This window comes from Rhodococcus oryzae (assembly GCF_005049235.1).
Taxonomy (GTDB): domain Bacteria; phylum Actinomycetota; class Actinomycetes; order Mycobacteriales; family Mycobacteriaceae; genus Rhodococcus_G; species Rhodococcus_G oryzae.
On record NZ_SUMD01000001.1, the window covers coordinates 359,277 to 377,983 of the forward strand.

17 protein-coding genes, 1 tRNA gene, 1 pseudogene and 1 riboswitch are annotated in these 18,707 nt (G+C 69.6%); of the genes and pseudogenes, 7 read left to right on the plus strand and 12 right to left on the minus strand.

Features of this window, described 5'->3' with window-relative positions:
* Positions 1-786, plus strand: coding sequence for an SDR family oxidoreductase (locus tag FCG67_RS01650; protein WP_136906534.1), 786 nt, complete (start codon positions 1-3; stop codon positions 784-786).
* A 14-nt stretch (positions 787-800) separates the two neighbouring features.
* Here the strand turns inward: FCG67_RS01650 and FCG67_RS01655 are convergent, their stop codons facing one another.
* A complete protein-coding gene (locus FCG67_RS01655; RefSeq protein ID WP_246044740.1) occupies positions 801-1,055 on the minus strand; it encodes a MoaD/ThiS family protein in 255 nt (84 codons plus the stop codon).
* Positions 1,048-2,121, minus strand: a complete 1,074-nt coding sequence (moaA, locus tag FCG67_RS01660) for a GTP 3',8-cyclase MoaA (RefSeq protein WP_136906538.1) — start codon at positions 2,119-2,121, stop codon at positions 1,048-1,050. The genes FCG67_RS01655 and moaA overlap by 8 nt, the downstream gene beginning before the upstream one ends.
* A gap of 100 nt (positions 2,122-2,221) precedes the next feature.
* On the opposite strand from moaA, the gene FCG67_RS01665 reads away from it, so the two are divergent.
* The 4 genes from FCG67_RS01665 (at position 2,222) to FCG67_RS01680 (ending at position 6,642) form a co-directional block, all read left to right on the plus strand.
* Entirely contained in the window at positions 2,222-3,406 is a 1,185-nt protein-coding gene (locus FCG67_RS01665; protein WP_136906540.1) for a molybdopterin molybdotransferase MoeA, read from the plus strand.
* Complete coding sequence (moaCB, locus tag FCG67_RS01670; RefSeq protein ID WP_281282317.1) at positions 3,403-4,431, plus strand: bifunctional molybdenum cofactor biosynthesis protein MoaC/MoaB; 1,029 nt, start codon at positions 3,403-3,405, stop codon at positions 4,429-4,431. The genes FCG67_RS01665 and moaCB overlap by 4 nt, the downstream gene beginning before the upstream one ends.
* Positions 4,424-4,837: a molybdenum cofactor biosynthesis protein MoaE gene (locus FCG67_RS01675; protein WP_097213670.1), complete on the plus strand. Its 414-nt coding sequence runs from the start codon at positions 4,424-4,426 to the stop codon at positions 4,835-4,837. Before moaCB ends, FCG67_RS01675 begins: the two co-directional genes overlap by 8 nt.
* A gap of 263 nt (positions 4,838-5,100) precedes the next feature.
* A complete protein-coding gene (locus tag FCG67_RS01680; protein WP_136906542.1) occupies positions 5,101-6,642 on the plus strand; it encodes a DEAD/DEAH box helicase in 1,542 nt (513 codons plus the stop codon).
* A 3-nt stretch (positions 6,643-6,645) separates the two neighbouring features.
* Here the strand turns inward: FCG67_RS01680 and FCG67_RS01685 are convergent, their stop codons facing one another.
* Both FCG67_RS01685 and FCG67_RS01690 read right to left on the minus strand, forming a co-directional pair.
* Positions 6,646-7,692 (minus strand): CobW family GTP-binding protein, encoded by a 1,047-nt coding sequence (locus tag FCG67_RS01685; RefSeq protein WP_136906544.1) that lies wholly within the window; start codon positions 7,690-7,692, stop codon positions 6,646-6,648.
* A gap of 73 nt (positions 7,693-7,765) precedes the next feature.
* A complete protein-coding gene (locus FCG67_RS01690) occupies positions 7,766-8,893 on the minus strand; it encodes an N-acetylmuramoyl-L-alanine amidase (protein ID WP_136906546.1) in 1,128 nt (375 codons plus the stop codon).
* Between the two features lie 196 nt (positions 8,894-9,089).
* On the opposite strand from FCG67_RS01690, the gene murJ reads away from it, so the two are divergent.
* Positions 9,090-10,685, plus strand: coding sequence for a murein biosynthesis integral membrane protein MurJ (gene murJ / locus FCG67_RS01695; RefSeq protein WP_136906548.1), 1,596 nt, complete (start codon positions 9,090-9,092; stop codon positions 10,683-10,685).
* A 70-nt stretch (positions 10,686-10,755) separates the two neighbouring features.
* Here murJ and FCG67_RS01700 read toward each other — a convergent pair.
* The 3 genes from FCG67_RS01700 to FCG67_RS01710 form a co-directional block, all read right to left on the minus strand.
* Positions 10,756-10,828: transfer RNA gene (locus tag FCG67_RS01700), tRNA-Ala, on the minus strand.
* Positions 10,829-10,986: 158 nt separating this feature from the next.
* Positions 10,987-11,727 (minus strand): DsbA family protein, encoded by a 741-nt coding sequence (locus FCG67_RS01705; protein ID WP_136906550.1) that lies wholly within the window; start codon positions 11,725-11,727, stop codon positions 10,987-10,989.
* Positions 11,728-11,763: 36 nt separating this feature from the next.
* Positions 11,764-12,252: a MauE/DoxX family redox-associated membrane protein gene (locus FCG67_RS01710; RefSeq protein ID WP_136906552.1), complete on the minus strand. Its 489-nt coding sequence runs from the start codon at positions 12,250-12,252 to the stop codon at positions 11,764-11,766.
* 36 nt (positions 12,253-12,288) lie between these two features.
* Between FCG67_RS01710 and FCG67_RS25305 the strand changes: the two genes are divergently transcribed.
* On the plus strand, positions 12,289-13,032 hold the full coding sequence (locus FCG67_RS25305) for a VIT1/CCC1 transporter family protein (RefSeq protein ID WP_136906554.1): 744 nt from the start codon (positions 12,289-12,291) through the stop codon (positions 13,030-13,032).
* On the opposite strand, the pseudogene FCG67_RS01720 reads toward FCG67_RS25305, so the two are convergent.
* From FCG67_RS01720 to FCG67_RS01740, 5 genes and pseudogenes are all read right to left on the minus strand, one after another.
* Positions 13,027-14,214, minus strand: a pseudogene (locus tag FCG67_RS01720) (MFS transporter); the annotation flags it as partial. The gene FCG67_RS25305 and the pseudogene FCG67_RS01720 overlap by 6 nt on opposite strands.
* Before the next feature lie 34 nt (positions 14,215-14,248).
* Positions 14,249-15,892: a phosphoglucomutase (alpha-D-glucose-1,6-bisphosphate-dependent) gene (pgm, locus tag FCG67_RS01725; RefSeq protein ID WP_136906556.1), complete on the minus strand. Its 1,644-nt coding sequence runs from the start codon at positions 15,890-15,892 to the stop codon at positions 14,249-14,251.
* Positions 15,893-16,006: 114 nt separating this feature from the next.
* Entirely contained in the window at positions 16,007-17,383 is a 1,377-nt protein-coding gene (mgtE, locus tag FCG67_RS01730) for a magnesium transporter (protein WP_136906558.1), read from the minus strand.
* Between the two features lie 353 nt (positions 17,384-17,736).
* A riboswitch (M-box (ykoK) riboswitch) is annotated at positions 17,737-17,907 on the minus strand.
* 98 nt (positions 17,908-18,005) lie between these two features.
* Positions 18,006-18,371 (minus strand): fluoride efflux transporter CrcB, encoded by a 366-nt coding sequence (gene crcB, locus FCG67_RS01735; protein ID WP_136906560.1) that lies wholly within the window; start codon positions 18,369-18,371, stop codon positions 18,006-18,008.
* Complete coding sequence (locus FCG67_RS01740) at positions 18,368-18,706, minus strand: DUF190 domain-containing protein (protein ID WP_077043584.1); 339 nt, start codon at positions 18,704-18,706, stop codon at positions 18,368-18,370. Before FCG67_RS01740 ends, crcB begins: the two co-directional genes overlap by 4 nt.
* Between the last annotated feature and the right edge of the window lies 1 nt (position 18,707).

Below are 18,707 nucleotides of genomic sequence, written 5' to 3' on the forward strand. Positions count from 1 at the left end.
ATGAGCACCGTCCTGGTCGCGGGCGGTACCGGCACCGCTGGCGCGGCCGCGGTCGCGGAGCTTCGCGCGCGCGGGCATCGGGTGCTGACCCTGAGCAGGCACTCCCCCGAGGGCCCCGCCGCCGACCACGTCACCGCGGACCTGCTCACCGGCGAGGGCCTGGCCGCGGCGCTCGACGGCGTCGACGCGGTGATCTCCGCGGTGAACGGCCAGACCCGGCAGACCAGGCCGGTGTTCACCGACGGCGCCCGGAACCTGGTGCGCGCCGCCGAGGCCGCGGGCGTGCGACGAGCCGTGCTGCTGTCGATCGTCGGCGTCGACCGGGTGCGGTTCTCCTACTACGAGGCGCTGACCGAGCAGGAGGGCATCTACTCAGCCTCCGGCCTGGACGCCCGGATCGTGCGATCCACCCAGTTCCACCAGCTGCTGCGGTCCATCTTCGCCATGTCCGCGCGGTTCGGGGTGATCCCGGCGGTCCGCGGCGCCCGCTTCCAGCCGATCGCCCCGACAGACCTGGCCCGCGCCCTCGCGGACGCCACGCTGAGCGAGTCCGCCGATGACGACGGCAGGATCGAGGTCGGCGGTCCGGAGGTCTGGACGATGCGTGAGCTGGCCGAGTCCTGGAAGCGCGCGACCGGCAGCCGGGCCGTGGTGCTCCCGGTCCCGGCCCCCGGCGCACCCGGCCGGTTCCTTCGCGCCGGGCTCAACCTGACCCCGGAAAACCGCTACGGCACGGTCACATTCGACGAGTGGCTGGCCACCGAGGCACCTTCGACGAGCGAATGACCCGCGAGGGCTGATCAGCCGCCTGCGAACGGCGGCAGCACATCGACCCGCGACGCGGCCACCAGGCCCAGGTCGCGGGTCAACTCGTCGTCCTGCAGGAAAGCGGCGACGGTCAGCACCCGCTCCATCTTGGGCCCGTGCCGCTCGACGAGCACGGACCTCAGCGCCCCGAGGTCGGCACCCGCGCCGATCCTCACGGATTCCTCGGTGCACCCGGCCGCTTCCGCCGCCGCCGCGAAGTAGCGCACCAGAATCGCCTGTTCAGCCACCGATCGCCCCCATACTGCGTTGCGGCGGTTCGAAACCCTCCGCATTGATCCCGTGGCCAGCCCACTTGTTCCACATCGCGCCCCGCCACAACTGTGCGAGGTCGTCGTCGCTCGCGCCCGAGCGCAGCCCCGCGCGGAGGTCGATCTCGTCGTCGCTGAACAGGCAGGACCGGACCGTCCCCTCCGCGGTGAGCCTGGTCCGGTCACAGTCGCCACAGAAGTTCCTGGTGACCGAGGCGATGATGCCGACCGTGGCCGGGCCACCGTCCACCAGCCATTCCTCCGCCGGGGCGGACGGATCGTCCGGGCGTCCCACTGCGGCCAGCTCGAAGCGCTCGCCCAGCACCTCCAGCAGCCGGGTCGCGGCGATCATCGAGTCGCGGGCCCAGGCGTGGTCGGCGTCGAGCGGCATCTCCTCGATGAACCGGAGCTGACAGCCCTCCGAGAGGCACCACTCCAGCAGATCGGCTGCGCCGCCGAGGGTCTCCGGCATCAGCACGGCATTGATCTTCATCGGCGCAAGGCCCGCCGCTGCCGCCGCGCGGATACCCGCCAGGACCGAGGGCAGGCGGTCACGACGGGTGAGTTCGGCGAAGTGTGCCCGGTCGATCGAGTCGAGGGACACGTTCACGCGGGTCAGACCGGCGGCGGCCAGCGCCTCGGCGCGGTGCTCGAGGCCGACCGCGTTGGTGGTCATCGACAGCGGGATGCCCGGCACCGCCGCGGCACAGCCGGCGATCATCTCCTCCAGGTCGGGACGCATCAGCGGCTCGCCGCCGGTGAACCGGACCTCCCGGACACCGAGCTCCTCGACGGCGATCCGGACCAGCCGGACGATCTCCGCCGCGGTCAACAACCGCTCGCGTGGGATCGCGGGCAGGCCCTCGGCGGGCATGCAGTAGGTGCAGCGCAGCGAGCACTTCTCGGTGATCGACACGCGCAGGTCCCTGGCCACCCGGCCGAACCGGTCGACCAACTCGGGGACGTCCGGGCGATCGACGATCGACGGGTGGCTGTTGCGGACGCGCGGCAGCCCCATCTGGACCGGCCTGACGGTCGCAGTCATCGCGTCATCAGCTCTGCCACCCCACCAGTATGCGGCCAACACGGGTTGCTCGTCGCGCCGAGCGCCTGCCTAGGATTGGCCCCATGCCGCAGGAAACGCCATGACCAGCAGATCTGTCGAGGAGCACTCCGCCGAGGTGCAGCGCCTCCTCGCGCCGCTGCTGGCGCCGACCGTCGAGGACGTCGCCGTCACCGAGGCACTCGGACGGGTGCTGGGCGCCGACGTGCGCTCGCCGCTGGATCTCCCCCTCTTCCGCAACTCCCAGATGGACGGGTTCGCGGTCGCCGCCGCCTCGCTGACCGGGGTGCCGGTGACCCTGCCGGTCACCGAGACCATCGCGGCGGGTCCTGCCGAGCCTGCCCCGCTCGCCCCTGGCAGCGCCGTCCGGATCATGACCGGGGCCGTGATCCCGGCGGGCGCGGACGCCGTCGTCCCGGTCGAGGACACCGACGCCACGAAAGACATGGTGACGATCCGGGTGTCGCGCCGGGCGGGCGAGTACGTCCGCGAGGCGGGCACCGATGTCCGGACGGGCGATCTGCTGCTGGCGACGGGCACCGCGCTCGCTGCACGGCACCTGTCGCTGTTCGCGGCGGTCGGACTCGCCACCGTCCCGGTCCTGCGCCGCCCGCGGGCGGCGGTCATCGCGACCGGTGCGGAATTGGTCCGCGCGGGCGAGCCGCTGCGGCCCGGACAGATCTACGAATCCAACTCGGTGGCACTGGCCGCGAGCCTGACGGCGAACGGCGCGGACGTGGTGTTCGTGGAACGCAGCGACGACGACCTCGCCGTGTTCGATGAGATCCTGCGCCGCGCAACCGCTTCCGCCGATCTGGTGGTCACCTCCGGCGGGGTGTCGATGGGCGACTTCGAGGTGGTGCGCGAGGTGCTGACGCCACTGGGCGGCTGGTTCGGGCACACCACCATGCAGCCGGGCGGGCCACAGGGCCTGGCCGAGATCGACGGCGTCCCAGTGCTGAACTTCCCGGGGAACCCGGTGAGCACGATGGTCTCCTTCGAGGTGTTCGTGAAGCCGTTGCTGCGCCGGGCCGCCGGTCTGCCCGCGGTCCCCCTGGAGGAACTCGTGCTGACCGAGCCGATCACCTCGATCCAGGGCAGACGCCAGTTCCTGCGCGGCCGACGGGTCGACGGGGGCGTCGCCCTCGAGTCCGGGCCGGGCTCACACCTGGTCGGGGCGCTGGCCCGCGCTGATGTCCTGATCGACATCCCCGAGAATGTGACGACAATGAAGGCGGGAGACAACGTGCGGGTGTGGCCACTGTGATCGACGAACCGACGACGAACGGCCCGACGGCGAACGAGCTGACTCATCTCGACGGCGAGGGCCGCGCGCGCATGGTCGACGTCAGCGCGAAGGCCACCACCACGCGGATCGCGGTGGCGGGTGGCGAACTGCAGACCACCGCCGAGGTGATCGCCCTGGTCCGCGCCGACGGCATGCCCAAGGCGGACGTGCTCTCGACCGCCCGGATCGCGGGTATCGCGGGCGCCAAACGCACCTCCGAGCTGATCCCGCTGTGTCATCAGCTGTCCCTGTCCTCGGTGAAGATCGAGTTCGGGTTCACCGAGTCCACCATCACGGTCGAGGCCACCGCCAAGACCACCGGGCAGACCGGCGTCGAGATGGAAGCACTGACCGCGGTCGCCGTGGCCGGGCTGACGCTGCACGACATGGTCAAGGCCGTCGATCCCGCCGCCACCATGAACGGTGTGCGGTTGCTGACCAAGGAGGGCGGCAAGCGCGGACACTGGGTTCGCCCCGATGCCGCCGAGGCCGAGGCTCAGGCCCGGGCCGAAACCCCCACGGCCGGAACTGGATCCGCCGTGGTCCTGGTCGCCTCCACCGGTGGCGCCCGCGGCACCCGGGAGGACACCACCGGACCGGTTCTCGCGAAATGGCTGACCTCGCAGGGTCTCTCGGTGCGCGGTCCCCTGGTGTACGCGGACGCCGATATCGCCGCCGGGCTGGCCGACGCACTCACCGGCGCACCAGCGCTCGTCGTGACCACCGGCGGCACGGGCACGTCCCCCACCGACCAGACCCCGGAGGCCACCCGCGCCGTGCTGGACCGGGAGCTGCCCGGACTCGCGGAGGCCATGCGCCGCAAGGGGTCCGAGAAGACCCCGTACGCCTCGCTCAGCCGCGGGCTGGCCGGTTTGTCCGGCCGCACCGTGGTGGTCAATCTGCCGGGATCACCTGGCGGTGTCCGCGACGGCATGTCGGTACTCGAACCCATCCTGGAGCACCTGCTGGCGCAGGTTGCGGGCGGAGGTATGCACGATGCGTGAGCTTCTCGCTCTGATCTCGACCGAACCCATCGACCAGGCCGCGGTGGACGCGGCGGTCGCGGGCCCCGAGCACGGCGCGGTGGTGCTGTTCAGCGGCGTGGTGCGCAACCACGATGGCGGACAGTCGGTCTCGGCACTGGAGTATCAGGCGCACCCGGACGCCCAGCGCTTCCTGCGCGAGTGCTGCGAGCAGGTGTCCGCCGAGACCGGGCTCCCGGTCGCGGCCGTGCACCGGGTCGGCCCCCTGGTCGTCGGGGACCTGGCGCTGGTCGCCGCGGTCGCGGCGCCGCACCGCGCGGAGGCCTTCGCGGCCTGCTCGGTGCTGGTCGAACGCATCAAGGCCGAGGTGCCGATCTGGAAGCGCCAGCACTTCGCGGACGGCGTCACAGAATGGGTGGGGCTGTAGACGGGTGTGACGCAGCCGACGGTCGGAGCGGTCCGATCGTCGGCTATCCTGGGTGACACCTGGCGCGGCTGTATGCGCGCCAAACGTCGTGGAACGCTTCCTCAACGAACTCGTTGATCGGTGCAACCAGCACGAGCTCTTCTTACGGCGATCGATTTTGCCCACCGGCAATCTCGCCATCTTGTGCTGACAGACGTGTGGATCCTATCGATTCCCCGTGCGTCGAACAGTGCAACCCGATGCCTGAAAGGCACTCGACCCACATGACGAAATCCTTTGCTGACCTCGGCGTGCGCGAACCCCTCGTGAGGGCGCTCGCCGACGGCGGCATCACCTCTCCCTTCCCGATCCAGGTCGACACCCTCCCGGACACCCTGGCCGGCCGCGACGTGCTCGGACGAGGCAAGACCGGCAGCGGTAAGACGCTCGCGTTCTCCATCCCGATGGTCGCCCGCCTGGCCGGTGACCTGGCCGGCGGCAAGCGCCGCCCGGGCCGCCCGCTCGGCCTCGTCCTGGCCCCGACCCGCGAGCTCGCCACCCAGATCACCGCGACCCTCGAGCCCCTCGCCGGCGCCTACGACCTGCGTGTCACCACCATCTTCGGCGGCGTCTCGCAGCACCGTCAGGTGCAGGCCCTCAAGGCAGGCGTCGACATCGTCGTGGCCTGCCCCGGCCGCCTCGAGGACCTGATGAAGCAGAAGTTCGTCTCCCTCGACGCCGTGGAGATCACCGTCCTCGACGAGGCCGACCACATGGCCGACCTGGGCTTCCTGCCCGTCGTGACGCGGATCCTCGCGGCCACCCCGACGCAGGGACAGCGGCTGCTGTTCTCCGCGACCCTCGACAACGGCGTGGACAAGCTGGTCAAGCGCTTCCTGCACAACGAGGTGCTGCACTCGGTGGACGAGGCCAACTCGCCCGTCGCCGCGATGACGCACCACGTGTTCGACGTGCACGGCGTCGACGCCAAGAAGGACCTCGTGCACAAGCTGGCGTCGGGCACCGGCCGCCGGATCCTGTTCATGCGCACCAAGCACCAGGCCCGCAAGCTGGCCCGTCAGCTCACCGAGGCCGGTATCCCCTCGGTTGACCTGCACGGCAACCTGTCGCAGGCCGCGCGCGACCGCAACCTGGCCGCCTTCTCCGCAGGCGAGGCCCGCGTCCTGGTCGCGACCGACGTCGCGGCCCGCGGCGTGCACGTCGACGACGTGGAGCTGGTCGTGCACGTGGACCCGCCCGCCGAGCACAAGGCGTACCTGCACCGCTCCGGCCGCACGGCGCGTGCGGGCAGCGCGGGCGACGTGGTGACGGTGGTGCTGCCCGAGCAGCGCAAGGACCTCGCCATCCTCATGCGCAAGGCCGCCATCAAGGTGACCCCGCAGCAGGTGACGGCGGACTCCGATCCGGTCAACGCGCTGGTCGGCGAGATCGCGCCGCACGTCATCCCCGCACCCAAGCCCGCCACCCAGCCGCAGGGCCAGGGCGGCGGCGGTCGCCGTGGCGGCGCAGCCGGTGCCGGTCAGCGTCGTGGCGGCGCCCAGGGCGGCGCTCGCAGCGGTGGCGGCCAGGGCGGCACCCGTGGCGGCGGCGCGCAGGGCGGCGGCCGTGGCCGCGGGCAGTCCGGTTCCGGGACGGGCCGCGGCGGCGAGGGTGCCGCCACCGGCGGCGGTCGGGGCTCGGGTGGCCGCGGGCGCGGTCAGGGTTCCGGGCAGCCCACCGTGATGTACAGCAGCGAGACGCCGGGATCCGCCGGCTCGCAGGGCGGCGGCAGCAATCAGCGCCGCAGGCGCGCCACGCGCCCCTAGGTTCTAGTTCTCCACCACGTAGCGGTGCACGCCGGTCATGGCCTCTGCACCGCTTTCGTGTACCCGGACACACTCGTCGATGCGCCGCAGCAGCAGGCCCGCGTCGATGCCGGAACCGATCAGCACCAGTTCGGTGACGCGCCCCGCTCCCCTGCCCCACGGACCCGTCTCGAACCGGATGTGCCTGCCGACGGTCTGCAGCGTGTACCGCTGGGTGTGCCCCGGAATGCCGAAGTACACAAAGCCTTTGACGCGATACAGGCCGGGTGGCGGATCCTCGAGCAGCCGGGTCAGGGCCCGAGGGTCCATCGGCCGGTCGCTGGTGAACGTCACGGCCTCGTAGCGGTCGTGGAGATGATCGTGACCGTCACAGTCGTGACCGGAGCAGTCGTGGTCGTGCGGATCGGCGAGCAGTTCGTCGAGACTGAGCTGACGCGGACCGTCGTCGACCCGGGTCACCTCGTCGAAGAGCAACCTCGGGTCGATGCGGCCGTGCGCGGTTGGCAGCACCGGCGACCGGCCGCCCAACTCCTCGACGCGGGCCAGCACCGACTGCAGGTCGGGCTCGGAGATCCGGTCGGTCTTGTTGAGCACCAACAGGTCCGCCATCCGCACGTGCAGATCCAGCTCGGGGTTGGCCACCCTGGTGTCCTCGAACTCCACGGCGTCGACCAGCACCACCAGCCCGCCGTAGACGATGCGCGGGTTCGCACTGCCGAGCACGAGGCGGACCATGTTCCGCGGCTCCGCCAGCCCGCTGGCCTCGACGACGATCACGTCGATGTCCGAGCGGGGGTGGGCCAGCCGGTCGAGCATCGAGTCCATCTCGCTCACGTCCACCGCGCAGCACAGGCAGCCGTTGCTCAGCGAGACCATCGAATCGACCTGTCCGGCCACCATCATCGAGTCGATGTTGACGGAGCCGAAGTCGTTGACGATCACGCCGATCCGCACGCCGCCGTTGTTGCGCAAGAGGTGGTTGAGCATGGTGGTCTTGCCTGCGCCGAGGAATCCCGCGACCAGGACCACCGGTATCAACCGCTTTGCCACACGACCTCCCGACTCGACCGGCCACCCATCTTAGGTCGGTCGAAACGGGGTCGAGTGCGCCCCTGTCGGGCGATCAGTTCTTGGCGCCCTGCGCCGTCAGCGCCTCGAGCAGCCCGCTCAGCAGATTCGAGACCAGCCCCAGGTTCTCGCCGGTGGCCAGCCCGGTGAAGCCGCCGAGGCCCAGCTGTTCGAGCAGCGGCTGCAGCAGCACGAGCACCTGGCTGAGCCCCGCGTCCGCCGGGGCCGCCTTCTCGGTTGTCTTCGCGCTCGGGGGTGCGGGCTTGGTGGTGGTCTTCGTGGACGGCGTGGCCGGCTCGACCGCCGTCGCGGTCGTGGTGGGCGCGGCAGCCGTGGTGGTTGTGGTGGTGGTCGTGGTCGCGTCGGCTCCGGTGGCAGGCGTCGAGGCGACCGTCCCGCCCTCCATCAGGAAGTTGACCGCGCCTGTGGTGATCGCGATCGCGTGCTTGAGGCGGCCGTCGAGGCTGTCGAGCACGGCCGAGTCCTCGGGGTTGGACCCGTTGCCCATCTCGACGAAGACCAGCGGGACGGTGGTGAGCGCGGGACCGGCCACGTCGCCGCGGGTCTGCAATCCCTCGACGACGCCTGCGTAGTTCGCCGGCGTGAAGCCGTTCTTGACGTAGACGTCGCGCATCGCCCGCGAGGCCTCGAGGCCCTTACCGGACTGCGCCTTGTCGACGGCCGGGTCGGGCACCGGCAGCTCCGGGATGATCATGTGGAACCCGCGCCTGCTCGCGTCCGCCTCGGCGGTGGTGGAGTCGGCGTGGATGCTGATGGCCAGGTCCGCGCCCGAGTCGTTGGCCGCCTTGGCGCGCTCGTCCACGCAGCCACCCCAGCCGGAGTCGTCCTGACGGCTGAGCACGACCTTGGCGCCCAGGGTCTCCAGGCTGGTCTTCACCAGCTGCGAGACGTCCCAGTTGATCGTGTGCTCGGCGAGACCGCCCTGGCTGGTCATGCCGGTGGTCTGGCAGTCCTTCTTGCCCCCGCGGCCGTCGTCGACCTGCCTGGAGAGGTTCTCGGAGTGGGCCGTGCCCTGGTGTCCGGGGTCGAGGAAGACCGTCTTGCCGGTCAGCGGCGTCTCGGCGGCGGTGTCGGCTGCGGGGTCCGCCAGCGCCGCCGCGGGCAGCACCATCGCGGTCAGGGTCGCGGCGGCGAGACCGGCCATCATCGTGGTCATCTTCATCTTCGGGATGGGCGCCGGGTGCGGGGTTGGTCCGCGGGCGCCGCTCTCCTTCCACACAGGTAACACCAGTCACTCAGGTCACATTCGGCACCAAGTGAAACAGATGTTTCGCCGACAGGCGAGGATCCGCGGCAACCGTTGGGTTTCCGTGACCTGACGCCCGGGTTCCCCGGGCACGCGCGTGCGGTGGGGCACCATGGATCGCGTGGGGGACATTCAGAGCACGCTGGCGCGCTCGACCGGTGCGGTCGCTACCGCGACAGTGGCAAGTCGCGCGACGGGTTTCATCCGCACGCTCGCGCTGGCGGCCGTACTGGGCACCGCGGCGGTCGGCGATGCGTACAACGGGGCGAACACCCTGCCGAACATGGTCTACGAGCTGCTGCTCGGCGGGGTGATGAGCAGCGTCTTCGTGCCGGTGCTGGCGCGGGCCCGGTTACGTGGACGCGCCCATTCGCGGGTGTTCACCCAGCGCCTGCTGCTGGCCACGATCATCGGCGCCGCCGTGGTGACGGTGGTCGCGGTGCTGTGCGTCCCGCTGATGGTCGGGGCGCTGGTATCGGATTCGGACCAGTCGCAGCTGACGACGGTGCTGGCGTATCTGTTGTTCCCGGAGATCTTCTTCTACGCGCTCGCGGCGACGGTGACCGCGGTCCTGAACGTCCGCGAGAGCTACGCGCCCGCGGCCTGGGCGCCGGTCCTCAACAACCTGATGGTCCTCGCCACGGTCGGCGTCTTCGTGCTGGTGCCAGGCCCGGTGACGCTGACGCCGTCCGCGATGACCACCGCCCAGGTGCTCGTCCTCGGCATCGGCACCACAGCCGGAATCGTGGGGCAGGCCTCGTGGACGATTCTGGCGCTGCGCCGGACCGGATTCCGGTGGAGCTGGCGGGTGCGGCCCGTGCCGTACACGTGGCGTCCGGTGCGGGTGGGGGTCGGCCTGCTCGGCTGGATCGTGGCCTACGTCGCGATCAGCCAAGTCGGTGTGACGTTCGTGCTGTTGGTGGCCTTCGACCGCGGCGGCGTCTCGACCTACACCCACGCAGACCTGTTGTTCCAGGTCCCGTACGGAATCCTCGGGGTGTCCCTGCTGACCGTGCTCACCCCGCGCATCGCCAAGGCCGTCGCCGACGGCGACCGCGGGGCCCTCGTCGCAGACATGGGCCGGGCCGCCCGGTACTCGGTGGTCGCGCTGGTCCCGGCTGCCGTCGCGATGACCCTGCTCGGGCCGATGCTGACCACGGTGATGTTCATCGGTCGCGTCGACGTCGACGCCGCGCGGCTCATCGGCATCTCGCTGGCGCTGTCGGCGTTCGGACTCGCACCCTTCGCTCTGGTCATGCTTCAGCTCCGTGTCTTCTACGCGGGCAACGACATGCGCACACCGGCGCTGATCAACCTCGCGATGGTGGCCACGAAGATCGCCGTCGTCGCGCTGAGCGCGGCCACCCTCCCGAGCCAGGTGGTCGTGGTGACGCTGCCGGTCGCGAGTTCCCTGTCCTACCTCGTCGGCGCCGTGTGCGGACACTGGGCGCTGCGACGCCGCTACGGGCTGCTCGGCTTCCATGCCGTGCTCGAGACGTTCACTCGCGTGCTGTGGGCATCGGTCGTCGCCGGCCTGTTCTGCGTCGCGTCCGTCGGGCTGTCCCATCGGTTCATCGACAACCCGCGCGCAGCCGCAGCGATCACGCTGCTGGCCGCCACGGCCTTCGCCGTGCCGGCGTTCCTGCTCGCCGCCAGGACGATCGGCGTACCGGAGGTGCGCAACGCCAGGGCGCTCCTGCTGGGCTGAACCACGACATCGACTGACCAACGACAAAACCCTCATCTCGCGGTTCGCGAGATGAGGGTTTTGTTGTGGGTGGAGCTAAGGGGACTCGAACCCCTGACCCCCACACTGCCAGTGTGGTGCGCTACCAGCTGCGCCATAGCCCCGTATTCGGTTGTTTCTCCGCACCGGAGTGCGTGCTCCTCCGTGCTCGAAGAAAGTTACACCATTGCCACTCCGGCCAACAAATTGCCTGGTCAAAGCCTACTCGGATGGAGCGAGGGGCGGGCGGCTCGCTCTCGCCGCGCGCCCCTCGCGACCCGTGTCAGTTCAGCTCGGCGACCCAGTTCGGATTGCCGAGGGCATCGATCATGGTGCCGTCCACGACGACGGTGGGCGTCCCGGCCGCGCCGCTGGCCGCGAGCGCCTCACGGCCCTTCTGCGCCGCCGCGGCGGCGTCGTTCACCTTGGCGCCGTCCGAGATGCACGCCACCGCGGCGTCATTGGCGCCGGAGTCCTTGGCCATCTGGGCCAGCTCGGCGTTGGAGTGATCCGAGGAGCCGTTCTCCGCGGGCTGGTTCTCGGGCGAGAACAGCGCAGCGTGGAACTTCGAGTACGCGATCGCGTCGCCGCTCTCCGCCACGCACATCGACGCGGCCACCGCGCGGGTCGAGTAATCACCGCTGGCAGAGAGCCGGTTGAGGAAGTCGAGGACGTGGTAACGCACCGCGACCTTGCCCTCGTCGACCTTCTGCGCCAATTCCTGGCCGTTCGTGTTCTCCAGCTCGGCGCAGTACGGGCACATCGGATCCTCGAAGACGTCGATCGTGGTGGCCGCCTCCGGCTGACCGATCCGCACGGCGCCGTCGTCCTGCACCGCCACCTGTACGGCCGAGTTCGACACGGCCCCATAGCCCTCGTTGCGCGGCTTGCTGCGGTTGCTCTGCCAGATCACCCCGCCGATCACGACAGCGGCGATCACCAGGATCGCCAACCCTCCGAGGATGTACGTCGACCGACTCGACGTCGGCTGCAGAGAGGTGACGGGCTTGTTCTTCGCATTCACAGATGCAGTCCTTCGCTCCGAGAGTCAAATATGGCTTTACTCTGCCATCTGATGCTGAGCAGGCACTGAGAGTGCGGGCCTCGATCCGGGCCCCAGCGCGAACGGGCTGCGGGGGAACACCGTCAGCCACGCGGCCAGGGCGAGGAACCCGACATCGCGGGCGATCTCGCGGGCGTAGTCCCAGCCGTCGACATCCGCGGCCCCGCCGCCGCCGAAGCAACCGCAGTCGATGGACAGCCCGCGGGCCCACACCGAGATGATCACCCCGATCAGCACCACCAGCAGCAGCGCCGACCCGATCGCCGCGAGCCGGACCCCGAGGCCGATCAACAACAACAGTCCGAGCGCAATCTCGAGGAACGGCAGCGTGTTCGCGACCGGCCGCACCAGCGACTCCGGCAGCAACTGGTAGGCGCGCACGGCGATCACCGTTCCCGCCGGGTCTGCGGCCTTGAGCACTCCCGAGATCAACCAGACGGCGGCGAGCCCGATCCTGGCGAGCAGGCTGACGATACGAATCCACACCTGGCCCACGGTACCGATCGGCGTAGATTCACCGGTATGAGCGAGCCGCAGCCGGGGCCCGACGCCCTCGAGAACGCGCTCCCCCATGAGTTCGATCACACCCATTCGAATGTGTCCGGCGGCTGGCTCCGGGCGGCCACATTCGGCGCGATGGACGGCCTGGTCACCAACACGTCGCTGATCGCGGGCGTCGGCGGCGCGGGAGTCGACGCGCACACCGTGATCCTCAGCGGCGTCGCCGGCCTGGTGGCGGGCGCCTTCTCCATGGCCCTCGGCGAGTTCGCCTCGGTCTCCACCGCGAACGAACAGATCGAGGCCGAGGTGAAGGTAGAGACGCGTTCGCAGGCCCGCTACCCCGAGGCCGAACAGGCCGAACTGGTCGACACCTTCACCGCGATGGGGATGAGCGCGGCGACCGCGGAGACCGCGGCCGCCGAGGTCCACAACGATTCCGCACGCGCGGTGAACATCCACCTCACCCACGAGCTCGGCGTCAACCCGAGCGAGAAGCCCTCTCCGCTGGTGGCGGCCGGCTCCTCGTTCCTGATGTTCTGTGTCGGCGCGGTCATCCCGCTGATCCCGTACCTGCTCGGGTTCGAGTCGCTCGTCGCCGGGCTGACCGTTGGCGGGATCGGCCTACTGATCGTCGGCGCGATCGCGGCGAGCTTCACTGCGAAGTCGAAGGTCCGCGGTGCGCTCCGGCAGCTCGCCTTCGGCGTGATCGCCGTCGCCGCCACCTACCTGGTCGGCGCGCTGATCGGAGTCGGCATCCCCGGTTGACGCCTGCGGGATGGTCCGCGGCGCGACCAGCCAGAACGCGATCGGGAGCAGCATCAGCGCGCCGGTGACCGCGAAGGCCACCCCGTAGGACAGGTACTGGGCCAACACCCCGGCCACCAGTGGACCGGCCACCACGCCGACGTCGGAGGCCATCTGGAAGGTGGCCAGTACCGGACCGCCCCTGGCCTTGGAGCCGATCACGTCCGCGACCGCGGCCTGCTGGGCCGGGTTCATCAGCCCGGACCCCACGCCCGCGACGAGCGACAGCGCGAGGAACGCCAGCAGGTTCTCGCTGTACCCGAGGAACATCGTCGCCGCGCCCGCAATCGCCAGCCCGGCCAGCACGAACGGCCGCCTGCCGCGCAGGTCCGACAGTCGTCCCGCCGGGATCTGTACCAGCGCGTTGCCGATCGCGTACACGGTCAGTGCCACACCCGCCAGCGCGGTGCCCTCGCCCAGCGCCTCGACCACGAACAGCGGCACCATCGCGACCCGAACGCCGAACGACACCCAGCCGTTGGCGAAGTTCGACACCAGGGATGCGCGGTAGGTCGCCGAGGCCAGCGCCTCGCGCAGCGTCATCGTGACGACGTGGCCGCCCGAATCCGGTGCGGCCAGCGCGGACTCACGCAGGCTCAGGAACACCACCGCCGCCGCGATCAGCAGCGCAACGGCATAGATCAGGAACGGAGCGCGCAACCCGAAGCCGGCGAGCGCGCCGCCGACGAGCGGCCCGCCGATGGTGCCGAACAGGAAAGACGTCGCGTACAGGCCCGACACCCGACCGCGGATGCCCGGCGGCGTGATCCGGATCAGCAGGCCGAGCGCGGACACTGTGAACATGGTCGACCCGATGCCGCCGATCGCCCGGAACAGCAGCAGCTGCCAGTAGCCCTGCGCGAAGGCCACCGCACCGGACGAGACCGCGACGATCAGCAGCCCGGTGAGATACGTCGGGCGCTCCCCCAGCCGCTGCACCAGCGCCCCGCTTAGCGGCGCGAACAGCAGTCGCATCAGGGCGAACACGCTGATCACGGCGGTCGCCGCGGTGACCCCGACGTCGAAGCTGCGGGCGAACTGGGGCAGCGCAGGGGCGACGATGCCGAACCCGAGGGCGATGACGAAACTGGCCGAGACCAGGACCCAGATCTCGCGTGGCAGCTTATTTGCGGTGGTGTGCATGATTGCCACCGATCCTAGCCAGCGGCGAAAACAGTCAGGCGTCTGCTCCCAAGGCCCGGGACACCAGCTCCCGCGCCTCCTCCTGCACCTGCGCGAGATGCTCCCTGCCCTTGAACGATTCGGCGTAGATCTTGTACTTGTCCTCGGTACCGGACGGCCGCGCGGCGAACCAGGCGTTCTCTGTGCAGACCTTGAGCCCGCCGAGCGCCGCACTGTTGCCGGGCGCCGCGGTGAGCGCTGCGGTGATCGGCTCGCCCGCCAGCTGGGTCGCGGTGACCTGCTCCGAGGACAGCGCCGCCAGGGCCTTCTTCTGCTCACGGGTGGCGGGCGCGTCGACCCGTGCGTACTCGGGGCTGCCGTACCGCTGCGCCAGCTCGGCATACCGGGCCGCGGGCGAGCGCCCGGTGACGGCGGTGATCTCGGACGCCAGCAGCGCCATGATGATGCCGTCCTTGTCCGTCGTCCACACCCGGCCGTCGGTGCGCAGGAACGAGGCTCCCGCGCTCTCCTCGCCGCCGAAGCCCAGCTCGCCAGTCAGCAGGCCCGGCACGAACCATTTGAAACCGACGGGTACCTCCACCAACTCCCGGCCGAGACCTGCCACCACCCGATCGATCATCGACGAGCTCACCAAGGTCTTGCCGACCTTGGTGCCCGGCGCCCAGCCGGGCCGGTTCGCGTAGAGGTAGTCGATGGCCACCGCGAGATAGTGGTTCGGGTTCATCAACCCGCCGTCCGGGGTGACGATGCCGTGCCGGTCGGCGTCCGCGTCGTTGCCGGTGGCGATGTCGAACCGGTCCCGCGCGCCGATCAGCGAGGCCATCGCGTCCGGGGACGAACAGTCCATCCTGATCTTGCCGTCGGTGTCGAGGGTCATGAACCGCCACGTCGCATCCACCAGTGGGTTCACCACCGTCAGATCGAGGCGGTGACGCTCGGCGATCGCACCCCAATAGTCGACGCTGGCACCGCCGAGCGGATCGGCGCCGATCCGGATGCCTGCGTCGCGGACCGCATCGAGGTCGACCACGTTCGGCAGGTCGTCGAGGTACGTGGCCAGGAAGTCGTAGGGACGGGCCGCGCTCTTGAGTGCCGCGGCAAGTGGGACCCGCTTGACCCCGGCCAGGCCTGCCGCGATCAGCTCGTTCGCGCGGGCCTCGATGGACGCGGTGGCGGTGCTGTCTGCGGGGCCACCGTGTGGCGGGTTGTACTTGAAGCCGCCGTCGCGTGGCGGGTTGTGCGAGGGCGTCACCACGATGCCGTCTGCCGGTGCGGTCGTGCCAGAGGCGTTGTGCCGCAGGATCGCATGACTGACCGCGGGGGTCGGGGTGTAGCGGCCGCCGGAATCGATGAGCACCACAACGTCATTGGCCGCGAGAACCTCGAGCGCGCTGGTCCAGGCGGGCTCGGAGAGTGCGTGGGTGTCGCGGCCGAGGAACAGCGGTCCGGTGATCGACTGACTCGCCCGGTACTCGGCGATGGCCTGCGTGGTGGCGAGGATGTGCGCCTCGTTGAAGGCCCCGTCCAGGCTGGATCCGCGGTGCCCGGAGGTACCGAACGCGACCCGCTCGTCCGGGTTCTCCGGGTCTGGGATCCGGCTGTAGTAGGCCGTCACCAGCTGCGCGAGGTCCTCGAGATCCTGCGGCTGGGCGAGCGTGCCTGCTCGGTCGTGCGCCACGGCACGCCTCCTCGGGTCGGTGATTGTCGGTCAGCACCATTCGATCACGCGAGCACGTTGTATGCGACGGGGGATGGAACCGCCGTGAGGGCGGTTCCATCCCCATGTCGTGCTTCAGGCGATCAGATCGGCGAGGAACCAGTAGGCGAAACCGAAGTAGATGAACACGCCGACGAGGTCCATGATCGAGGTGATGAGCGGTGCGCTCAGGGTCGCGGGATCGGTGCCGATCTTGCGGGCGAGGAAGGGCAGCAGCGAGCCGAGCACACCGCCGACCACGGTGCAGGTGAGCATGCTCAGGCCGACGATGGCCAGGACCTCACCACCGATGTCACCCTTGGTGAAGTAGGTGAGAACGACCTCGAGGACGGCAATGGAGGCACCGAGCGCGAGCGCTACGCCTAGCTCACGACGGATGACGAATCCGATATCGCGCCAACGCAACTGCATCTGCCCCAACGCCATCGACCGAAGGACGAGGGTCGCCGACTGACTGCCGGTATTACCGCCCATATCGATGATCGGAGCGAGGAAGGCGGCCAGGATGATGACCTCGGCGAGAATGTCTTCTTGCGCCGCAACGAAATTGCTGGTGATCAGACCGAACACGGTCAACAGCCCGAGCCAGAAGACCCGCGTTCCGTAGATGCGGAGGAACGAGGAGTCCTTCAGATCGAGATCCGGACCTCCGACCGCGGACGTTCCGCCGTAGCGGGCCAGCTGGGTCGCATCCTGTTCGCGATCGATGTCCATCGCATCATCGACGGTCACGATGCCGATCATGCGTTCGTCGCCATCGACAACCGGTACAGCGAGCATGTTGTAACGCCGGATGTATTCGGTGGCTTTGTCATCCGGATCATTGCTACGCACGAGAACGGGGTCGGTCTGCATCAGCTCCTCAACCTTGGTGTCCGCGCGGTTGAGCACCAGCTCGCGCAGCGGGATCGTGCCACGGAGGCGACCGTCGCCGTCGATCACGTACACGACATTGATCGTTTCCTTGTCCGGCGCGCTCGTTCGCAGCTCCTGCAGCGAGTCGCCGACGGTCATTCCCGCGCTCACCGTGGCATAGGCCGAGGTGGTCACCGATCCCGCCGTGCCCTCGGGGTAGGCCGCCAGCCTCAGCACGTCCTCCCGCTCGGCCTGGGCCAGCAGTGGTATCAGTCGCTCACGGCCATCCGAACTCAGCCGGTTGTACAGGTCGGCGCGCTCATCCGGGGGTAGGTCCCCGATCAACGTCGCAGCAGGTCCAGACGGCGTGGCGGCCAGAACGGCATCCTGCTCGGCATCGAGTAGCTCGACGAACAGGCGCGCCTGCTCCCGGGACGGCAGTGTGAGCAGAAGTGCCGACACCTGCTGGGGAGCGGCATCACGCAGGACTTCCGCGATGTCGGCCGGTGGACACTCCCGGACCAACCGACGGAAGGCGTCCGGGTCCGGATTCTGTAGCAGCATCCGGACAGACACGATGATTTCTTCACGGTTCATGATGACCTCACTCGAATCGGCCGCTGGGTCTCAACAGCCGCGAAAAACCGCATGCCGCAACCGGGTTTCGGCAGACGGCAGCCCAAAAGGACCACCGATCGGCACGCAGAGGGTGACCGCCGACGCACGGACAGCGTCGGGGTGAAAGAACGGGAACCCGCGTCAGCCGCCCAGCATGGGCGGCCGTGAACTCAGCGCCGCTGAGACGGCGTGGGAGTAGACGACGGAGGGTGATCGCAAGCCCCGGAACTACTCGGACTCGGACTCATGCCATCACCTCCCGGCGGTCGAGGCGCACGCGGGCGCCGATCGATGCAAGCGCGGGAGAAGGGCCGGACGACAGAGGTCGCGGCTCAGCACCCCTTCTCGACAGAGCTTTGGCACTGCACGGCGTAACCCGCGATGCGGGAGCCACTTGGGCTCAACCCTTCGTCCGGGAGGAGCTGTCCTGACCCGGGGCGTCTCTCGACGTTTGGGGTCAGTGGCCTGTGTCCGTGCAGACGCCTCACCTAGCGAGGTGCATGCGGCGAACAGCTAAACAGACATTCACCGGCGACGCAAACCTCCCCCTCCATGGATCCCTGAATACGTCTACGCCACAACACATTCCGCGTGGTTGCGATCATACGAACAAGGCGTGAGCGACGGCGAACCCCAGCGCCGCGGCTGCGATCCCGGCCGCGACGCTGACCACGACGTTGGCCAGCGCGTACAGCCGGACCCCGTCCTCGACGAGCCGGACCGTCTCGTAGCCGAAGGTGCTGTACGTCGTCAGCGCACCACAGAATCCGGTGCCAACGAGGGCCATCACCTCACCACCATGAGCGGCGCCGCCGACCAGAGCACCGAGGATCAGCGATCCGATCACGTTCACGGTGAGGGTCCCCCACGGGAACTCGCTGTCGGCGCGGGACCCGACGGCGCGGTCGAGCAGGAAGCGCGTTGGCGCGCCGACCATGCCGCCGAGGACGACCAGCACCACCGTCACGGCCGGTCCTCGGTGAAGTGCACCCGCTCGACGCCCTCGAGTGTCACGGTGGCCTCGGTGAGAAGTTCACCGATGCCGTCCAGGAACCCGCGGATCCGCTCCTCGGTGTCCACCGCGACCACCAACAGCGGCAACCCATCGGCCAGGTCGAGGAGCCTCGTGGTGTGGATGTGCGCGGACGCGCCATACCCCTCGACTCCCCGCCACACACTCGCACCACTCAGCCCGGCGGCACGGGCGCGCTTGACGATCTCCTGGTACTTCGGCTTGTGATGCCAGAGGTCGTCCTGCCCGAGGATGATCGACAGCCGCATCTCCGTGCGCGAGTAAGACATG

Bases quoted from the DNA above. Each gene is read 5' to 3' on its own strand.
- FCG67_RS01650 (WP_136906534.1), top strand. From the start codon at position 1: ATGAGCACCGTCCTGGTCGCGGGCGGTACCGGCACCGCTGGCGCGGCC.
- moaA (WP_136906538.1), bottom strand. From the start codon at position 2,121: ATGACTGCGACCGTCAGGCCGGTCCAGATGGGGCTGCCGCGCGTCCGC.
- FCG67_RS01665 (WP_136906540.1), top strand. From the start codon at position 2,222: ATGACCAGCAGATCTGTCGAGGAGCACTCCGCCGAGGTGCAGCGCCTC.
- FCG67_RS01675 (WP_097213670.1), top strand. From the start codon at position 4,424: ATGCGTGAGCTTCTCGCTCTGATCTCGACCGAACCCATCGACCAGGCC.
- FCG67_RS01680 (WP_136906542.1), top strand. From the start codon at position 5,101: ATGACGAAATCCTTTGCTGACCTCGGCGTGCGCGAACCCCTCGTGAGG.
- FCG67_RS01690 (WP_136906546.1), bottom strand. From the start codon at position 8,893: ATGAAGATGACCACGATGATGGCCGGTCTCGCCGCCGCGACCCTGACC.
- murJ (WP_136906548.1), top strand. From the start codon at position 9,090: ATGGATCGCGTGGGGGACATTCAGAGCACGCTGGCGCGCTCGACCGGT.
- FCG67_RS25305 (WP_136906554.1), top strand. From the start codon at position 12,289: ATGAGCGAGCCGCAGCCGGGGCCCGACGCCCTCGAGAACGCGCTCCCC.
- mgtE (WP_136906558.1), bottom strand. From the start codon at position 17,383: ATGAACCGTGAAGAAATCATCGTGTCTGTCCGGATGCTGCTACAGAAT.
- FCG67_RS01740 (WP_077043584.1), bottom strand. From the start codon at position 18,706: ATGTCTTACTCGCGCACGGAGATGCGGCTGTCGATCATCCTCGGGCAG.